Source organism: Cryptobacterium curtum DSM 15641 (assembly GCF_000023845.1).
GTDB classification, from domain to species: Bacteria; Actinomycetota; Coriobacteriia; order Coriobacteriales; family Eggerthellaceae; genus Cryptobacterium; species Cryptobacterium curtum.
The window spans coordinates 1,513,257-1,531,619 of the sequence record NC_013170.1; the positions used below are offsets into that span (position 1 = coordinate 1,513,257).

Genomic DNA, 18,363 nt, shown 5'->3' on the forward strand with positions numbered 1-18,363 from the left:
CCATCAATTCACTGGGCGCGCGGTTTTCGAAGTTTAAAGGACAAAGCTCAGACTATAATCGATCGAGCAGTTCCTGCTTGGTATGCACGCCAACCTTTCGATACACGATACGCGTGTAATTCCGAATTGTATTTGGCGAGTACTTCAACTCATCAGCAATAACTCGACGGCTCCTGCCTTGAGCAATCAACGACACGATAGCCTGCTCCACTTCGGTTAAACCATACCGCTCGGAAAACACGGTTAACCGATCTGTCATCCGGGTTTCGGGTTGTGATACGTGCTGTTTTTGCTGATCGGCTTGCTGTACTTGCTGTGTCAATGGCGTGCTTATCGCTAATCGCGCCAGCTCAAAACCAAGTGGATGACCATCCATAAAATAGGCGCGCAACACCAACGTTGATTCAACAACCAAAATCAGTGCCATCGCTATCAAAAGCCACAGGTTCTCGCCCACAAACGGCCCCACCGCATGAACAATCAACCGTCCTGCTGACATACAAAGAAGTGAACCGCCATACACCACTGCATACACCCCTGCTGCCGTCAGTCGTGTATGCCGCGCGATCATACAAATAAAGAAAATCATAGGGAAATAAAAGCACGTGACAGCGGTCGTCAAAAGAAACGTACTCAGCTCTTCCGCCCCTGCGAGATGGCTCATTAACAGGCAGATACTCGCCATCATAAACACGTTCTGAAACAGCCAGTATCGCTGAAAGTCAAACGCACGGCCACGTACGAGCACAAAGCCAACCACAACGGCTATCAAACCAATAACGAGCACCTGATGAATCGAGCGCATCATCTGGGATAACTCACGGAGACTTCCGTCCGGATAGCCAAGCCCCATGCCCAGCAAGAACGCATACAGAAAGAAGGCCACTACAGCCTGAATCATTCCCGTGCGAAGGGGCTTTCGCTCATACAAGCTGTCGGGCGTCTCGTTTACGCCAGCACCAAACAACAACCCGCTGCCGCTCTTTAAGAAAGATGGAGATTGGCGACGGTCGATTTCTTCCATGGACTGCCAGTAGGCAAATACCGACAAGGCAGGAATAAACAGGTTGACCATGCCTGCTACCACATCATCGAGATACCCCATCACCAGTGAAAGAGCGCACGACAACGCCAAGCCGCCTGCCAAACAGAAGAACACTTCACCTGGTCGCAAACGTTCAAGGAAAAATATCCAGATAATTTCGCCGCCGACAAGCCCCACACCGCCGATGATAATGCGCAGCATCTCAAATTGAATACCGCCAAAAAATATCTCGAGCAAATAGAGCACACTCGACGCACTCATCAGGACAAAGCCCGACCACACAAATACGCTGCGCGATATATGCCGAAACCGCGTTCGTGCCATGAGAAATACCAAGATCGCAATAACGGCAACCCTGACGATATTGGCCCCGACTGTTACCAGGCCAACGTCAGCAGAAAAGTGGAGATTGTAGAAGTTGAACTGATACCACAGGCGATACAGTCCGATACCGAAAAAGGCGAGAGCGAAATATGAAAGAAACGCTGCTTTAAATGCAGGTAAAGAGCCAGTATGTAAATACCGATCAATACGCATGCTCGAATCGTTCGAACCGTGGTCGTTACTTTGAAGCTCCCTTCCCATGCAAGGCATTCTAGCAAAACGCGCACGAGTGGTCTGCCTGATCCTTCTTGATGAGTGCCTTTGAACATGCGACAAACTGACATAACAAACCAGCACTCGTTATCGAACACACCTTTGTTCTTTACCTCGCCTTTTATCCATTGACTTATTACTTTATTTACCTACCTTAAAAAATCAGGCCCTCTGCTACTCGCAAAAGGCCTGACAACAAGGACGGATAGGAGAAGTTATTTCTTCAGATAACCGCCAACCGAACGACCGCATTCCCGACCGAGCGTAATGGCCATTCCTAAGCTGCAGCCAGGAATAGGCGTAATGTACTCATAACCAAAACGACGGCCGCAGTCGTTGCCCGACACATACAGACCGGGAATGGGCTCGAGGTTCTTATCAAGCGCGTTCTGATCGCCATCGGTAAGGATGCCACCACAGGTAACCATGGTCTCGCCAAATTTGGGCTCATAACTGCACGCATAGTACGGCGGCGTATTAACCGGGAACAATACTTTCGCATCGCGGCCATATTGATCATCTGCCCCGACAGCACAGCATTCGTTGTAATGATTAATCTGCTCGACAAAATCAGTGACAGCCGAACCCGTAAAGCCCATCTGACTGGCCAGGCCCTCTAGTGTGTCATCGGCAATGTAATCGATAGTTGTAACCGGACCGTGACCCGCTTCTTTCTTATCGTCGGCGCTTTCCGTATATGTGCCCTTGAACTTGGCGTATGCCTTATCCAGGCTATCCTGCAATTCCTTGATGTTTGCCTCGTTTGCCGTAAATCCAGCATGTTGCGGCAAGGTGTATCCGCGATACGTGGGAAAGTTTGAATCGAGAACGGCATACTTCGCTTTGCGGGAATGGAACACGGTGGTAAGGCCGCGCTGCTCACTCGTGGGATAGTACTCGTTACAGAAACGCTTACCATTTTCGTCAACCCAGACCGCCTGCGGCAGGCAGTTCATTTTGCCCGGCACCGACAGCCCGCGAAAATTCATACCAGCGATCGGCGTGGTTTCCAAATGAGCGCCTGCCCAATAGGCCATACGCACACCTGCGCCGTCGTTGGTTGACATGCTGCTCAGCTGTTCATCTCCCACCAGCATGCCTTCCATATCGAATATTAAATCCTTCAGCATGTCAGGATTGCCACCGAAACCGCCTGTTGCAAGCACCACCGCGCGCGCTTCGTACTTCACATACCCGTCTTGCGCCTTAGTAACCAACCCCTTTACCGTGCCATTATCCATAACAACATAGAAGCCTTCTTCTTGCCATTTAACTTCGCCACCAGCATCAACACCAGCTTGACGGTTGTAGCCGATGAGCTTCGTCTGATTGCAATCGCCGTAGAAACTGCAAACGCTCGGCCAGAATTTAATACCCGACAATTCGTCCATCTGATTTTCGGTCTGTGGGAAGAATGCCGTGGTCATCGTAGCAAAGTCTTCCGCTGTGCAGCGATCAAGATACCAGTTTGAATTCGCCTCTGAGTTCTGCGCGAACTTCATAACCAGATCTTGGTTGGCAGAATTGCCTGTAATCTTCATCCAGTTCTGGAAAAACTCGACCGGATCGATGTGCGGCACACCACGTTGCTGCAAGATGTCTGCATTAAGCGATGCAAACTCGTTGCCAACCGCCGCAAACGAACCCTCTGCTTGCTTTTCGATAAGAACGGTCTTGTACCCTTCTTCGCAAAGCTCGCGAAATGCTGTTACGCCCGCAAACCCACAGCCCACCACAACAGCATCGCACTGAACGGTACGCACGATATCTGAAGAAGAAACCTCTGACGGAGCTGTCTTCCACGTTGAAGCATCAGATTTGTTCGATGAGGTTGCACTGCTTTCACTTTTCGCCTTCGGCTGTGCACACGCAGCCAAGGCGCCCGCTGCTGCGACACCCATGGCACTGAGTGCCCCGCCCTTTATAAAGTTTCTACGCGAAAATGCATGCCCTTGTCCAGATGAATGCCGTTGGTTGCTGGTGTGTTCCTGTCCGATTGAGTGTTCTTGCTTGCTCATCAGGTATGCCCCCCTTTGTATTGGCGTCGATCTGACTTCTTTCGAATCGCATGCGGGGTTGTGCGGGAAATAGGAACGTTTTACCAATCGCTTTGCTGCCACATTGTGCCGCAGTAGTTTTCGGCTGCACTATCTGCTGCTGCACTACCCTCTTGCGCATATACTCAAGTATCACGACGCGCTTCAGATGGGGGCATCATATCGACTACAGGGCATCTCTTACATCGCGGAAGAACGGTATTCTTTTCCTGCCTCTGTTAGCAGCAAACGTCAAGATGGTCGCGTTTTTGAGGTATTTCTTACATACTGCCTGTTTAAGAGCAATAACGCCATCAATTAAAACGACACATCAACCCTTTAGTGTGTGATTACGGCATTGCGCAGTAATCATCTTTTTCATCGCGCAATAAATGCACCATTGATACAATTTGTTCCTACACATCAACACATGCTTTAAGAGAGCTCTTATGAATCGAATTCGCGCCTTCAATCCTGCCGTTTTGAGTGCCTTTTTGTGCTTTGCCTCGACGACCGTGATATTCAGCCCCAACGCGTCGATCTTCCGAGGATCCGGAGAGCCCGCATTTATGGCTTGGTTTATTTTCCCGCTGTTCCTTGGCGCACTTGCCACGTCGTTGATATGGGGCACCGCTCAACGAACACACATCCATACTCCTCTGGAATCTTCCAACACAGCTTTTTCTTTTGCTGTGGCGTCGGTCTATGCCATTTCAACGTGCTGCTTTATTATCCCGGCGTTATCGATAGCCACTCCACCAATTATTCCTGCCATAGCAGGCTTTGCCAGTGGCTGTGCGCTCGTATTAATCTGTTCAAAGTGGGCCGAGATTCTTTCTGCACTGAACTTTCGGGAAGCCATCGCGTTTAGCGCTTGTGCTTGTATTGGGTCATCCCTTATTGGCATGGGTTTTTCTCTTCTGCCTTTGGCTTTACGTGTTGTCCTCTTCTGCATCGGTGTTTTAGTGAGTGGCTTCGCTCCGTTTTTTCTTTCGCATATGACTGCACAACAGGCAGGCGGTACAGTATCTCAATATTTAACCAGCTCGCATGACCCGCATAATTCTAAAGATCGAACTCGCACGACTGCACAGCAAGCAGACAACGAATCATACCGCACTCAAGCGGACAAGTCAGAGGAAGAGGGCAACTTTAAAACGAGCGACCTTATCGCCACGATGAAGTTACCCGCAATTGCACTTATTATCTATGCCTTTATGATGAGCGTTATGAAATACCAACCGTTAGGCCTGGTTGATGGCGAATATATTGGCGGGGCACTTGCGGCGCTCTGTATTATTCCGCTGCTCTTTATTAAGGGAGATAAGCCGCTTTCGTCACTGTTATACCGCGTAATTGCCCCGATTATTGGCGGCATTGTTATCGTGCTGGTAAGCCTTCCACCTTCCTCCGTTGTCCATAGTATTGCGCTCGTAGGTGTGTATGTGTTTCTTTCAGCCCTGGCTATTCTGGCACTGGCTCAGATTATCGCCATTATGAATGCCGGCGAATTTCCTGCCGCATTTGTCACCTGCGCTGCCCTCGCATCAGGCAGCGTTGTGTCGCTTATCGGCCTTATTTGGACAAAATTATTTGGCGGATTATCGGACTATCAGCCAATTGTTTTTGTGCTTATCTCGCTTTACTGCGCGCTCATGCTTATTTCATTTGGATGGGAAAGTTGGCAACGCATTACGCAAGAAGCGCGTCCCAACGACGCGGACAACAACCAGGCGTCGTCCGCGTCATTCAGTCGGGGGCTTCCCCGTATTCCGAAGAGCCTTTCAGATAAACTTACCAATCGTGAAAACGAAATTCTTGTCTTTTTGGGACGCGGTTATTCCATTTCCTATATCGCCGAAAAGCTTTTCATTAGCGAAAGTACGGTGCGCACTCACGTCAAACATATCTACGCCAAACTGGGTATACACTCGCGAGAAGATCTATTCGCGCTTATCGACCAGAGCGCAGAGGTAGAAACTATCTAAAAACAATAAAGCTACGCCAACACCGTCCAAGGCCGCGAGCAAAGCAACCCCAGCAATACCGTCATCACTTGTCCGAGCAAGCATTTTAAGAAAGCAGCGCAAGTAAGTCGTCCTTCGTTAAGGAAGCAAGCGACGGCGTTGCCCCGGCGCCTATTATCTGATCAACAAAGGTATGTTTGGTCTCTTGCAGCTTGACAATGCGCTCTTCGATGGTGTCGTGCTCAATCAGCTTATACACCGTTACATCGCGCTTTTGGCCGATACGATGTGCTCGGTCAGTCGCTTGATCTTCTGCCGCCGCATTCCACCAGGGGTCGGCATGCACGACCACCGACGCCCCTGTAAGGTTCAACCCTGTGCCACCGGCCTTGAGCGATATAAGAAATACCGGCACTTCATCGCTATTGAAAGCATTAACTAACTGCACACGTGTTTGTTTAGGAGTAGCTCCTGTAATGGTGTGATATGCAATGTCCATTTCATCAAGCCGCTGTGCAATACGTGAAAGAAAGCTTGTGAATTGAGAAAACACGAGTGTTTTCTCTCCTGCATCACGACTTCCTTCCACGATGTCGGCAATGGCATCGAGCTTCGATGCAGGGCCACGATAGTCGTCGTATACCAAAGCTGGATCGCAGCAGAGCTGACGCAGGCGGGTGATTTCTGCAAGTACTTCGAGTTTGCCTGTTGAAAAACGGGCATCATCAGTGCTTTTAATCGACTGGCGCAAGCGCGCTTCATGGGCTTGATACAAATCGCGCTGCTTTCCTTCTAACCGAACAGAAATAATCGACTCAAGTTTGTCAGGCAAATCGGTTAGTACCTCCGCCTTGCGCCGCCGTAAGATAAATGGCGCAGTTGCCTGCCGAAGTCGCTCGGCTATCTTCGTGTTTCCCTCCACAATAGGCTTGTCATACCGATCGCGGAACCGGCGATAGCTGCCTAACAGTCCCGGCATCAGAAAGTCGAAGATGCTCCACAGCTCACTCAAACGGTTCTCGATAGGTGTACCCGTCAGGGCAAAGCGATGATCAGCTGGAATGGCTTTCATTGCTCGTGCTGCCTGCGTTGCATGGTTTTTAATGTATTGTGCCTCGTCAAGGGCAAGGCAATCGAAGCGGTAGTTTGCAAAGTGCTCAATATCACGACGGGCTAAATCGTACGAAGTCACATACACATCAATGTCGGTACGCTGGCGCAGAGCCTCACGTTCAGAGGCAGTACCCACCAACGCGGCAACACGCAGATGTGGCGCAAAGCGATCGAATTCAGCAAGCCAGTTATATACCAGTGATGCTGGACAGACGATTAGATTGCTTCGATTGGTGTGCGCATGAGAAAGACTTCGACTCACCATCAATGCAATAAGTTGAACTGATTTTCCTAAACCCATTTCATCAGCAAGAATGCCCCCCATGCCAACATCACAGAGATGCGCCAACCAGCAAAATCCCTCTTCCTGATAGGGACGCAATACCCCGCGTAAACTATCGGGAATAGCATGCGAGGCAGCCTGTTGTGGATTAAACTGCTCTATCCATTGAGAGAACGAATCGTCCTTTTCATCGTCGCTCACAAGCGTATTTACAAGAAATGCTTGGTAAGAAGGAAGCTCAATTGAACCGCGCGATAACTGCTGAGCAGTCAACCCCAGTTCCTCTGCCAGCGCAGCAGCCTCGGACAAATCGCCCTGCGAAAGATCAATAAACATGCCATTCTTCAGGCGGTGATAGCGCTTGTGAAGCCGATAAGCACTAAGCAGCGCTGCAATTTCTTTAGCTGGAATAAGATCGGACGAAACGGATAGGTTTAACAGATCAGATTGGATTGACACCCCCACTGCTACCATCGGACGAGAGGGCGCTGTTAAGCGATCGAATGCATCGGTCGTGAACACCTCACCAACCTGAGATATCACGGTAAGTCCACCAAAAAGCAAACACGCAAGACGTTCGTCATCATCTTCCGCAATGAAATACACCCCACCAAAGCCATCGCTTGCAAAACCTTCGGCTTCGGCACCATCATCAAACCCAAAGGGAGCCTCCTCAAGATAGCGGGCGATTACATCACGCGCGACCTGTTCAAGTGCTGTATTTCGAGAGAATCCTTCAGGCTGAATGGGATCGAGCACCGAAAATGAACGGTCACCGTAGCGTGCCTGTACATCACAGGTAACCAGCCCATCGTGACGATCGAAGTAAAATTGCAACTCACCCGTCTGTGGAGTGTACTTGTCATACTCTGCTGGTGCCTGAATAGTGATAACGCTCTTTACTGCAGGAAGTACCGTCGAACAAAAAGTCGGGACATCCTCGGCAGAAATCAGTATGCGTTCTGAATCTTCGTTATAGATGCTCCGCAAGAACCATTCGATATCTGCCACTGATGCATCGCAGCGGTAAAAGGTCTGACCATCAAACAACCAGAGCGCTTTATCGCCTTTGATTATTTCGAACGCCGAATCGTATTGAATGCGACAACCCCCGCCCGATAAAGGGGCAAGTGTTAGTTCCAACGGCGGATTGCCATCAATCACGCGCACGCGCCGTGCCCGTGAGCGTTTTGAGTCGCTTACAGAAAGCGACACCGAATTGCCCAGATACAGTTCAAGCAGGTCAGCCAATTCCGCTTCGACCAGATGTAATTCGCGCCCCAAGCTGAATGATGAAGCAAAGTGGTATCCCTGCTGCAAAGCACTGCGGCGGATACGAGAAGCACGTTGAAGAAAGTCGATAAGCACACGACTACGCTCGTCAAATGCCTGGCGTGTATGAACGAATGCGAGCTTTTTGCCATACGCAAAGAAATCCTCAGCTTCTACCCGAGCTAAAAAAGCATCAATCGCCTTAACAACGTATTCCGTTGTCCCGTCGCTCACCTTACAACGAATACCCCACCCGGTGTAATCGAGGGTGAATTCGGGAATAAGCGAGAAGGTCTTCTGTATAGCAAGCTCGGATTCCTGCTGAGCGTGCCCCGCCCGCTGCCGAACGTTTTGAGCGGTATGTATTCCAGCTAATCGCATCGCTTCAAGTACGCTTGGCGATGTTTGGGCGTGATGCCCAAAGTCATACCCTTCATATTGGGAAGCGCGTAGTCCAAAATCGTACACGAGCGCTGCCATATGCTTGCATGCATTCGATAGATCAGCTGCTGGGCAGGTGCAGTTAGCATCGATAATGCGATTCTGAGACTCGTCGAGAATAACTTGTGTCTCATAGTCTTCGTTGTAATGCGAGGTAGCCGGCGAAAAGGTGCACGACAAGTACGTGAGATCCTGCTGGTAAGAAACAGTACGATCATGCAGACGTAAACCCCACTTTGCAAGACCTACGCCTTTAGCCACAGTCGCTTTGCCAAAGGCAAGCTGCAAAGCTCTTTCTGAGATCATAGTGGCTCCCACATCGCACAATGCGTCAATACAACGCAATACCTATCCATTCTCTAGCTTACCGCTTAACGAGCAGGAAAGAAAAGTTGTGATCAATTACGAATGATTGTTCCATCTTGCAGCAATACCATGCGGTGTTAAAGCTTTATCAGGCGGAAGACTACTTCGATTAGGGCTCTAAACTGGTGAAATATGAGGCTTTGGACACACTTTTCTACCTATATCTTTAACGTCGATCCGCGTTTTTAGAGCTACTGCTTGAATTGTGACATTTTGTGACACGCCCGCCCCCCAAGCAACAAAAACAGGCCAGACAGAGTAACCGTCTGACCTGCTTATTTCCTGGAGCCAACGAGCGGATTCGAACCGCTGACCTACGCATTACGAGTGCGTTGCTCTACCAGCTGAGCCACGTTGGCGCGGGCATTTCGGCTGCGCAAAGCGCCTCGAAATGCAGAGTGGAAGTATAGATGAATTACCCCGCTGGTGCAAATACCTTATCAGCGGGGTAATTCTCAAAAGCTGTGCCTGAAAGGCCCGGAAGTCTTATTTCATCAGCTTACATACTGCCTGCGCATAGGAAACCGGATCTTCAATGGGCAGCCCTTCCACCAGAAGCGCCTGATTGTAAAGAAGCTCCGTGTAGTCTGTTACCTTTTCGGTATCCCCTGCTTCCTGCGCGCTGCGCAGCACATCGAACACTGGATGGTTTGCATTCAGCTCGAGTACTCGCTGGCTTTTCATGCCTTCAGCATCAGGCATGCCTGCCATAACCTTTTCCATCTCAAGACTAATAGGGCCTTCCGAACTCAAAGCCGAGGGAGCATCAGTAAGCACCGGTGAAACAGCTACTTTTACCACCTTATCGCCAAGTGCTTCTTTCATGGCAGAAATAAGCGCCTCGTTTTCTTTGGTGGCTTCTTCAGCGGCAGTTTTATCGCTTTCACTTTCCAAATCGAGATTGCCGCCAGCCACATTTTTAAGTTCTTTTTCGCCATAAGACTGCATAGCCTGGAAGCAGAAATCATCAACATCCTGAGTGCACAGCAGCACGTCGTAGCCGTGTGCCAACACGCTGGTCACCATCGGCATCTTAGCCAGACGATCGACGCTTTCACCTGCTGCATAGTAGATGGCTTTTTGGTCGTCACCCATTGCTTCGATGTACTCATCAAGCGTTACCATCTTCTGCTGCTTGGCTGAATAGAACAGCAGCAACCCACCGAGTTCATCTTTCTTTGTGCCATAACTCGTGTAGATGCCATATTTCAAATTGCGGCCGAACTGCTCAAAGAACTTTTCATAGTCCTCGCGCGCATCCTTGAGCATCTTTTCTAGCTCGCTTGAGATCTTCTTCTCAACCTTGCGTGCAATGGCTGTCAGCTGGCTATTGTGCTGCAGAGTTTCACGACTGATATTCAGTGTTAGGTCCTGGCTGTCGACAACGCCACGCACGAAGTTGTAGTAATCAGGCAGCAGCTCTTCGCACTTTTCCATGATGAGCACATTGCTGCTATACAGTTCGAGACCCTTCTTGTAGTCCTTGCTCCACAGGTCAAAGGGCGATCGGGCAGGAATAAACAGCAGGACATCGTAGCTCAGCGCACCTTCTGCATGCACCGAAATGGTACGCAGTGGATCGGTGAAGTCATGAAATTGGCTCTTGTAGAACTCGTTGTAGTCTTCATCGGACACGTCGCTTTTACAGCGCTTCCAAATGGGAATCATGGAATTAACCGTTTCGAGCTCGGTATATTCTTCCCATTCAGGCTGATAGTCGTCGCTAGCATCCTCAGGCTTAGGCTTCTGACGGCTCTTCGTGCAGAGCATCTGAATGGGGTAACGAACATAATTGCTATAGCGATGGATAAGATCTTTCAATCCATATTCGGTTAAATATGAATCGTAGTTTTCTTCGTCAGTGTTGTCCTTAATCGTCAGGATTACCTGAGTGCCATGCGTTTCTTTTTCAGCTGGCTTGATCGTATAGCCTTCAATTCCATCCGACTTCCATTCCCACGCCTGATCGTCGCCGTATTTCTTGGTAAGAACGCGCACTTCTTTGGCGACCATAAACGACGAATAGAACCCCACGCCAAACTGACCAATGATATCCACTTCTGATGCGGTATCCTGCGCCTGCTTAAATTCCAAACTATCTGAATGAGCAATTGTGCCGAGGTTCGCTTCAAGGCCTTCTTTATCCATGCCGATGCCAGAATCGGTAACCGTTACCGTGCGAGCGTCCTTATCGAATGCCACATTGATAACTAGATCACTTTTGCCAATTTGGATGGAATCATCCGTCAGGCTTTTGAAGTAGAGCTTATCTTGCGCATCAGACGCATTGCTGAGCAATTCGCGCAGGAATATCTCGCGATTCGTATAAATAGAATTAATCATCAAATCCAGGAGCTTTTTGCTTTCTGTCTTAAAAACACGCATGTATGTATCCTTTCCTCGTCTGCCCAAATCATTCGCCCAGCCCGCCCGACCAGCGTATTCACCCGAGCGGCTCTCTCTATTGTGACAGTCCTGTTCATCCTATAAGCCATCGATTGCGATTCAACCGCTTCATCTCGCACTTTACTGTGCACCATGTCGCAGTAAACCGAATCTCGATTGCGTTTTAGCAATCCTTTAGCTTGAGTGCCAACTAGTGATTATAGCCACCCGCTTTATGTTCTCAAGATTTCCTGCAGTTTCGCATACTCCTGTAACCAACCGGTAAAGACACCTTAAACACAGGGCACGTATAATGGTTCCTCAAACAGCACGTCTTACATAAACGGCGCTGCAGGAAGGAAATCAACACGTGCGAGCATCTCGCGAACACGGCGACACACCCCTTAAAACACCTAAGACGATGCGCTCTGAGTATCGACGCCATCACCGTGCGTCACGCAGCCCCATCCACCAAAGCCATCGTATCCGCCCTGTTAGCAGTTCTATAACTCGGCGCACACCCGGTTGTTTCCGCACCTTTTTTGCCGCGGTCATACTTTTTGTGCTGATATCCGCTGGTTGTTCGTACATCCTTCAATCCTGCACCACTTCTACCGCGCAGCAGGAAGAACAGCCTGTTCACTACAATGCCAAAGAAACATTAATCAACCAGAACGGATACGACTGGAATAACCTCTCGAAAGATACTTCTGGACATTACCGCTACGAAATCGACGGTCAAACTGTCTCGAAGCTCGGCATCGATGTTTCCGAACACCAAGAACAAATCGACTGGTCGCAGGTAAAAAGTGACGGCGTCGACTTTGCTTTTATTCGCTTGGGCTATCGAGGAACGAGCGCCGGCAACATCCGATTGGACGAAACTTTTCAAGAGAACCTCGCCGAAGCAAAAGAAGCAGGGATTGATCGCGGCGTCTACTTCTTTTCCCAGGCAGTCAATGAAGATGAAGCACGCGAAGAGGCTCGCTTTGTTCTCGATTCCCTCAATGGTGAAGAGTTGGAATATCCCGTCGCTATCGACCTCGAGCCAAGCGACTCGACCAAAGGCAGTCGTATTGATTCCTTAAGCCGCAAACAGGTTACGGACAATGTAACCGCCTTCTGCGAAGTTATCGAAGAGGCAGGCTACCCCATGATGATATATGGGAATACTAGCGACTTGGATCGTATTGATTTCAATCGCCTGCGCAACTATCCCATCTGGTTTGCCCAATACGGCCAGGTTCCTGATTCCCTGACAGCCTTTTCGATCTGGCAATACACTGAAAAGGGGACTGTCGCCGGCGTTAGTGGAGCGGTTGATCTTAACTTGCAGCCAATCACAACAGAATGAAGGTTGTGAAACGTGCGGAAATGAAAGCTTTACGGGAGCGCTCTGTAATACCGGATACCGGAGAGGTTAAAGAACGCGCCGGCATATCCATCTGATCCTGTCATACTTTCCCGTATGGAAATGTTCCTCTACATAGCTGCCTTGCTCATTGCCAATACCATTCAAGGAATTACTGGATTTGCTGGCAATGTGTTGGCTATGCCTCCAGTTGCTGTCGTACTCGGTGTCGATACCGCGCGCACTGCACTTAATGTGCTTGGTGTTGTCAGTGGTCTCTTCATGACAATCTGGTTTCGTCAGCACATTATCTGGCGCGAAGTAGGCCGCATCATCGCATACATCATGCCAGGCATTATTGCTGGCATCGCAATTTACCGCATCTTCCCCGCCGACAATCTACTTGCCGCCTACGGGCTGGTTGTTGCTCTCATTGGCGCTTGGTATCTACGAGGCAAACGCAAAAGAATCCTTCCCCGACCCGCCATGGCAGCAGTCATCTTTGCTGCTGGTGTTATGCAGGGTATGTTCGTTTCGGGTGGTCCGCTGCTGGTGATCTACGCAGTCACCATCCTCCGCAATAAGGAAGCGTTTCGGGCAACCCTATCGGCAGTTTGGTGCATACTCAATTTGTTTATTCTTGCCGACATTATGTGGGAAGGGACCCTCACACCTGACGTAATCCACTATTCCCTAATCGGGGTCGTGCCGGTGCTTGCTGCAACCATAATCGGCGGTGAGCTCCAAAAACGCGTCAGCCAATCAGCGTTTATGAAGCTTACCTACCTACTGCTTATTGCCTCGGGAGCATCGCTTATTGTGCGTGCACTCGCTTGAGCGTTGAATGTTCGCCCGAGCGTCTACCCTCACGTCCTCCTTAATGGACTTCAAAAACATCTCGCTAGCCAATACCACCCAAAATCGACCCAGCCACCAGCACAAGCACGGTCGCACCGCAGTACACATACTTCGCCACCGGGTAAAACAGGGGGCTCAAGACCTTCGCGCGACCTTTATTTACCTGCTCAAACACGAAGTCGCGACCGAGCACCCAGAAGAACATGATGGCCGCCAACGCCGCACCAATGGGACACAGATAAATGGAAGCAACATCCATCCAGGGCGACACGATTGACTGAATTGACAAACTCGCGACCAGCCCAATAACACCAATGGTCAAGCATGCTTTCCGGCGACTAAAGCTAAACAGTTCTTGAAGAGTTGCTATAGGCGCCTCATAGAGATTGATAAGACTCGTCAAACCACCAAAAAGGACTGCTACGAAGAATATGACCATTACCACGTTGCCAAACGGCATTTCCGCAAACAAATTGGGCAGAAAGATGAACAGCAGCCCCGGACCACCAGTGGAAAGCTTTTCGCCAGCGGTTGCCATCGCGGGAATAATCACGAGCGAAGCAAGAATCGCAGCTACGGTATCAAAAATAGCAACGTATTTTGCACTATTGGGCACATCTTCACGTTCAGATAGATACGACCCATAGATCAGCGTGCCATTTCCTGCCACCGATAAGCTGAAGAATGCCTGGCCAAGGGCAAACATCCACAGAAGTGGATCGGCAAAGCCAGCTGGATTCAATACGAACAAGTACTCATAACCAGCACCCGACCCCGGCAACAGCGCAACATAGATAGCCAGCCCGACAAACAGAGCAAAGAACAGGGGCATCATGACCGTGTTGGCTTTCTCAATGCCGCGACTGACACCGAAGATAACGATACCAAACGCCACAACAAGCGCGATTATCTGCCAGAGGTAGTTACCCTGCGACACGCCGCCAAACACTTGCCCGTACGCGTCGGCACCATGCAAGTCGGCAAATCCACCGGTGAATGCCGCAAAAGTGTAGTTGAATATCCAGCCGACTACTACGGTATATCCAATGGCACACGCCAGTGAAACGAGCACGGGAAATAGACCAATCAATTCCCCCAAATGCTTCTTGCTCTTACCAAACCGTTTTTCCATCGCCATGCCAAAGGCACGCATGGGGCCGCCACGAGCTGCCCGGCCAAATGCCATTTCACCGAGCACCCCTGACGAAGCAATCAGCACGACAAAGATGAGATACGGAACAAGAAATGTTGCGCCACCGTAAGCTGACACGCGCGTGGGAAAAAGCCAGATATTTCCCATCCCCACCGCCGAGCCAATACAAGCCAAAATGAATCCGCGGCGGCTTTTGAAACTATCACGCCCTGTCAGTGGCACCGCCGGCGATGCGGACGCCGCCGACTGAGCGGATGACGTATGCGTTACTTCGTTATCTGTCATAGGGTCTCATTCCCTTCTTGGCGAACGATTCGCCCGTTGTGTCCGCAGAACGTTATATTCTGCAAGACGACTTACTTGCCGACAATCAAGTGAAGAGTTGAGATTGCCCATCTCCCATCAAAGGTTTATCCGAATGCTCTCACATCTTGAGTGCGCGCTATTCTGCAACGTATTGCTCCAGATAACCACTGCAAATAAAAAACCTGTCCTTCCAAGCTCGATTGAGCTTACAAAGGACAGGTTCGATTCCTGCGGTGCCACCTTTGATTGGTTCTCGTTATAAGAACCCTCTCACGAACATGCCAGCACATGTCCTGCCTCTTACGCGGGCTCACGGTCCAGATACTAAGCCGTATCGGCTGTTCCCCTTTCACCTCGGCGACCCATTTGCTAGCTGGTTGCTTGCGGGATTTTCACCATCGCCCGCTCTCTGTGAAGTCCTCTTCTAGCGTTACTTTCGCCTCATAGGTTTTACGGTCTATTCAATTGTTGCAGGGTACTCTACCCAAACACCCCAGTTGCGTCAACCATGAATTTTTGGATCGCCTAAGAAACTATTTCCTTGTTACGCGTGCCTGCGGATAGAGCTTGTCGAATTCAGTTTTATAGCGATTCTTTCCGTCAACCTTGTCGCGCGAAATGGGTTCCGTAATCTCTTGTTCGTAACCTGCAGGATCTGAGTACTTCAAATCAACTTCCCAGGCATTGTTGATGGCCGCAATACGATGCTGCAAGCACTCAAGCAGCATGGAAAGATTCTGCGCATCGCGATAATAGACCGAAGAAGAGTCAACGCGCAGTTCCGCAAGGGCATCGACCTCGTCCTGAATATCTTTAGCGGTCTGTTCGGCACGCGCGGCAGCAGCAGTTCGTGCAGCATAATCAGACGAAGCGTACAGATCGTTAAACTCAGTCGCCGCATCGCTCACCTTACTGTCGAGTGTGCTAATGCCCTGATAGGTATCGAGAAGATGGTTGTAATAATTGTTCTCGGTTTGAGCATCAAGGGTAGATTTATTCGTGCTGGTTGACGATTGGTTTTCTTCCCGTGACGACTGACTTCCTTCTTGCGATGACTGATCAAGAGAGTCTTGCGTGGCCTGTTGTTGGTCGGGACGCTGAATATCGCCAGAATCATCAGTAGTATTGATACGCGGCAGCACCGTGGTCACAATCACAAAAGCAAGAGCAGCAACCACAATAATGGCAACAATTGCTGCAACAGCTGCCTGCGGCACACCGCGCTTTTTCGGCTGAGGAGCAACCGCACGATAAGCCTGTGGCTGTCCGAAAGCAGCATTAGGTGCATCAGATGCTGCTGGGTGTGAGGCAAACGTACCATCTGATGCAGACGAAGAGGAAACGGCGTCGAGGCGCACGGTTTGATCAGCTGCAGGCGTCTGTTCAAGTATGACCGTCTCTTCTTCAGTATCGGGCTTACTAGAAGCAGGTCGGTCAGCACCAGCCTGTTCAGCCGTCACGACGGAAGCATTATCAGGTACCGGACTCATGACAACAGTGGTGTCAGCATCTGGCGAATCGGAAATTGAATTCTCAGCCGAAACATCAGAAGAAGCGGGGACTTCTTTCCCACAGTGAGGGCAGAATCGATCATGCTCGCTTAAAGGCGATCCACAATTCCAGCAGAAGTTACGTGCCATAGTGCTTCCTCTTTCTTCTCTATACAGGCGCCTTCGAACGAGAAGATCGATAGAACAGCAGCATGATAAAAGCCGCTGCATTGAAAAGCGCCACCGCGAGCAGCATATTGCGATACCCCGCCATACCAGCAGATGCCGATACGAAACCAACCAGGATAGCGGGAGCGATGGTGGTACCCACCTGTCGTACCAACGCAAGGGTAGCGATGGCCGACGTACTCTGCTCGGGCTCGGTATTTTGTAACATCATATAATTGAGTGGGGTTCCCATGCTAAATCCCATACCGAAACCGACTATTGCTAACCCGATAAGCACAATCGGAAGCGAGGGAACCGCTATAGCAACTACAGCAAGGAATACAAAACCTATCGTTGTAATGGCCAAACCGAACGCAAGCGGCATCTTGGGACCATGAGTATCGATAAGCTTGCCACTGAGCGGCGGGCCAACAAAGGCAGCCACTCCCAAAACAGCCATATGGTAACCGCCCGATCCAACGGGCAAGTCGAGCAGCGCTTCAGCAAACTGCGGCACCAGCACCATACTGATAATGCTACAGCCCACAAAAAAGGCAATCGCAAGAATTAAAACGATGTGGCGGTCAGCAAGATACTCTATATGAAAAATTGGGTCGCTCGCCCGTCGCTCCACCTCGCGAAAAGCACCAGCAAGCACGACTGCCACCAGCAGTGGCCCCCAAACATCGATAGAAACAATCGTATTGATATGGAAAAAATCGAGCTCGCGTAATCCGACAAGCATTGAAAGCAACACGATCGTGAATAGGGCCGATCCTGCAATGTCGAGGCGCCCCCGCCGCTGCGGAGTTCCCTTTGGCAAGCATATGAGAGCGGCAAGCGCCAATACAAGGGAAATAGGGGCTGAACAGAAAAAGGCCCATCCCCACTGATCGACACCAACCAGACCAACAATGCCACTACCAGCGGCGGCACCGACAACATTTGAAACGCCTGCCACCGACGACGCGATGCCAAGCCACATACCGCGCTTACCCTGCGGAGCAGCCATTCCTACTTCAGCGGTAGCTACTGGAATAATGCCGCCTGCTCCGGCAGCTTGCACGATACGCCCTACAAGTAAGGTCTCGTAACTTCCAAGCTGTTGCGAAAAACCGCAGATGAGCGAACCGGTTCCAAAGACTAGTAAACAAAACAGATACACCACTTTGCGACCATATCGGTCGGCTAGGTTACCTGAAACAGGAATAAGCGCTGCATAAAAAAGCGTGTAGACACTGACCATCCAAATGCCCCGGGCATCATCGATGCCAAAGTCTGCCTGAATAACCAGCCGCAGCGGAGCGATAAGCCCAACATAGAGTCCGCTGATAAGAAGACCAATCAGGTATATGACAGCAAGACGACCGAAGCCGTGCTTTTCTTTATCCATCAAACAACGTACTCCAGCTGATAAGGAAACCCTCTGGGGGTCCGCTACAAAAAGAGATGTGGCTCCAACGGGTCAACCTCACTTCAATGATTTCGCGTCGGGCAGATATTATAAGCTATGCCACTCTCAGTGAAGAGAA

Annotated in this window: 10 protein-coding genes and 1 tRNA gene; 3 read left to right on the forward strand and 8 right to left on the reverse strand. The window is 50.1% G+C overall.

The features are described 5' to 3' along the window. Positions 1-52 precede the first annotated feature (52 nt). Together CCUR_RS06680 and CCUR_RS06685 are read right to left on the reverse strand one after the other, a co-directional pair. Complete coding sequence (locus CCUR_RS06680; protein ID WP_015778883.1) at positions 53-1,582, reverse strand: helix-turn-helix transcriptional regulator; 1,530 nt, start codon at positions 1,580-1,582, stop codon at positions 53-55. Positions 1,583-1,857: 275 nt separating this feature from the next. Next, on the reverse strand, positions 1,858-3,660 hold the full coding sequence (locus tag CCUR_RS06685; RefSeq protein ID WP_015778884.1) for an FAD-binding protein: 1,803 nt from the start codon (positions 3,658-3,660) through the stop codon (positions 1,858-1,860). A gap of 467 nt (positions 3,661-4,127) precedes the next feature. Between CCUR_RS06685 and CCUR_RS06690 the strand changes: the two genes are divergently transcribed. Continuing rightward, positions 4,128-5,666, forward strand: coding sequence for a response regulator transcription factor (locus tag CCUR_RS06690; protein WP_083771594.1), 1,539 nt, complete (start codon positions 4,128-4,130; stop codon positions 5,664-5,666). Between the two features lie 85 nt (positions 5,667-5,751). Here CCUR_RS06690 and CCUR_RS06695 read toward each other — a convergent pair whose 3' ends face one another. The 3 genes from CCUR_RS06695 to htpG form a co-directional block, all read right to left on the reverse strand. Beyond that, on the reverse strand, positions 5,752-9,060 hold the full coding sequence (locus tag CCUR_RS06695) for a DEAD/DEAH box helicase (RefSeq protein ID WP_015778886.1): 3,309 nt from the start codon (positions 9,058-9,060) through the stop codon (positions 5,752-5,754). A gap of 343 nt (positions 9,061-9,403) precedes the next feature. Beyond that, a tRNA-Thr gene (locus CCUR_RS06700) sits at positions 9,404-9,479 on the reverse strand. 127 nt (positions 9,480-9,606) lie between these two features. Continuing rightward, a complete protein-coding gene (gene htpG, locus CCUR_RS06705) occupies positions 9,607-11,505 on the reverse strand; it encodes a molecular chaperone HtpG (RefSeq protein ID WP_015778887.1) in 1,899 nt (632 codons plus the stop codon). Between the two features lie 370 nt (positions 11,506-11,875). Between htpG and CCUR_RS06710 the strand changes: the two genes are divergently transcribed. Together CCUR_RS06710 and CCUR_RS06715 are read left to right on the forward strand one after the other, a co-directional pair. Further along, the gene (locus tag CCUR_RS06710; protein ID WP_015778888.1) at positions 11,876-12,859 is read left to right on the forward strand and encodes a glycoside hydrolase family 25 protein; all 984 of its coding nucleotides are present in this window, start codon (positions 11,876-11,878) and stop codon (positions 12,857-12,859) included. 120 nt (positions 12,860-12,979) lie between these two features. Next, complete coding sequence (locus tag CCUR_RS06715; protein WP_015778889.1) at positions 12,980-13,693, forward strand: sulfite exporter TauE/SafE family protein; 714 nt, start codon at positions 12,980-12,982, stop codon at positions 13,691-13,693. Between the two features lie 64 nt (positions 13,694-13,757). On the opposite strand, the gene CCUR_RS06720 is transcribed toward CCUR_RS06715, so the two are convergent. From CCUR_RS06720 to CCUR_RS06730, 3 genes are all read right to left on the reverse strand, one after another. Further along, on the reverse strand, positions 13,758-15,152 hold the full coding sequence (locus CCUR_RS06720; protein ID WP_015778890.1) for a sodium-dependent transporter: 1,395 nt from the start codon (positions 15,150-15,152) through the stop codon (positions 13,758-13,760). Positions 15,153-15,706: 554 nt separating this feature from the next. Further along, positions 15,707-16,813: a zinc-ribbon domain-containing protein gene (locus CCUR_RS06725; protein ID WP_015778891.1), complete on the reverse strand. Its 1,107-nt coding sequence runs from the start codon at positions 16,811-16,813 to the stop codon at positions 15,707-15,709. Positions 16,814-16,832: 19 nt separating this feature from the next. Beyond that, positions 16,833-18,224 carry an MFS transporter gene (locus tag CCUR_RS06730; protein WP_015778892.1) on the reverse strand — a complete coding sequence of 464 codons (1,392 nt, stop codon included), beginning with the start codon at positions 18,222-18,224 and terminating at the stop codon, positions 16,833-16,835. Positions 18,225-18,363 lie beyond the last annotated feature (139 nt).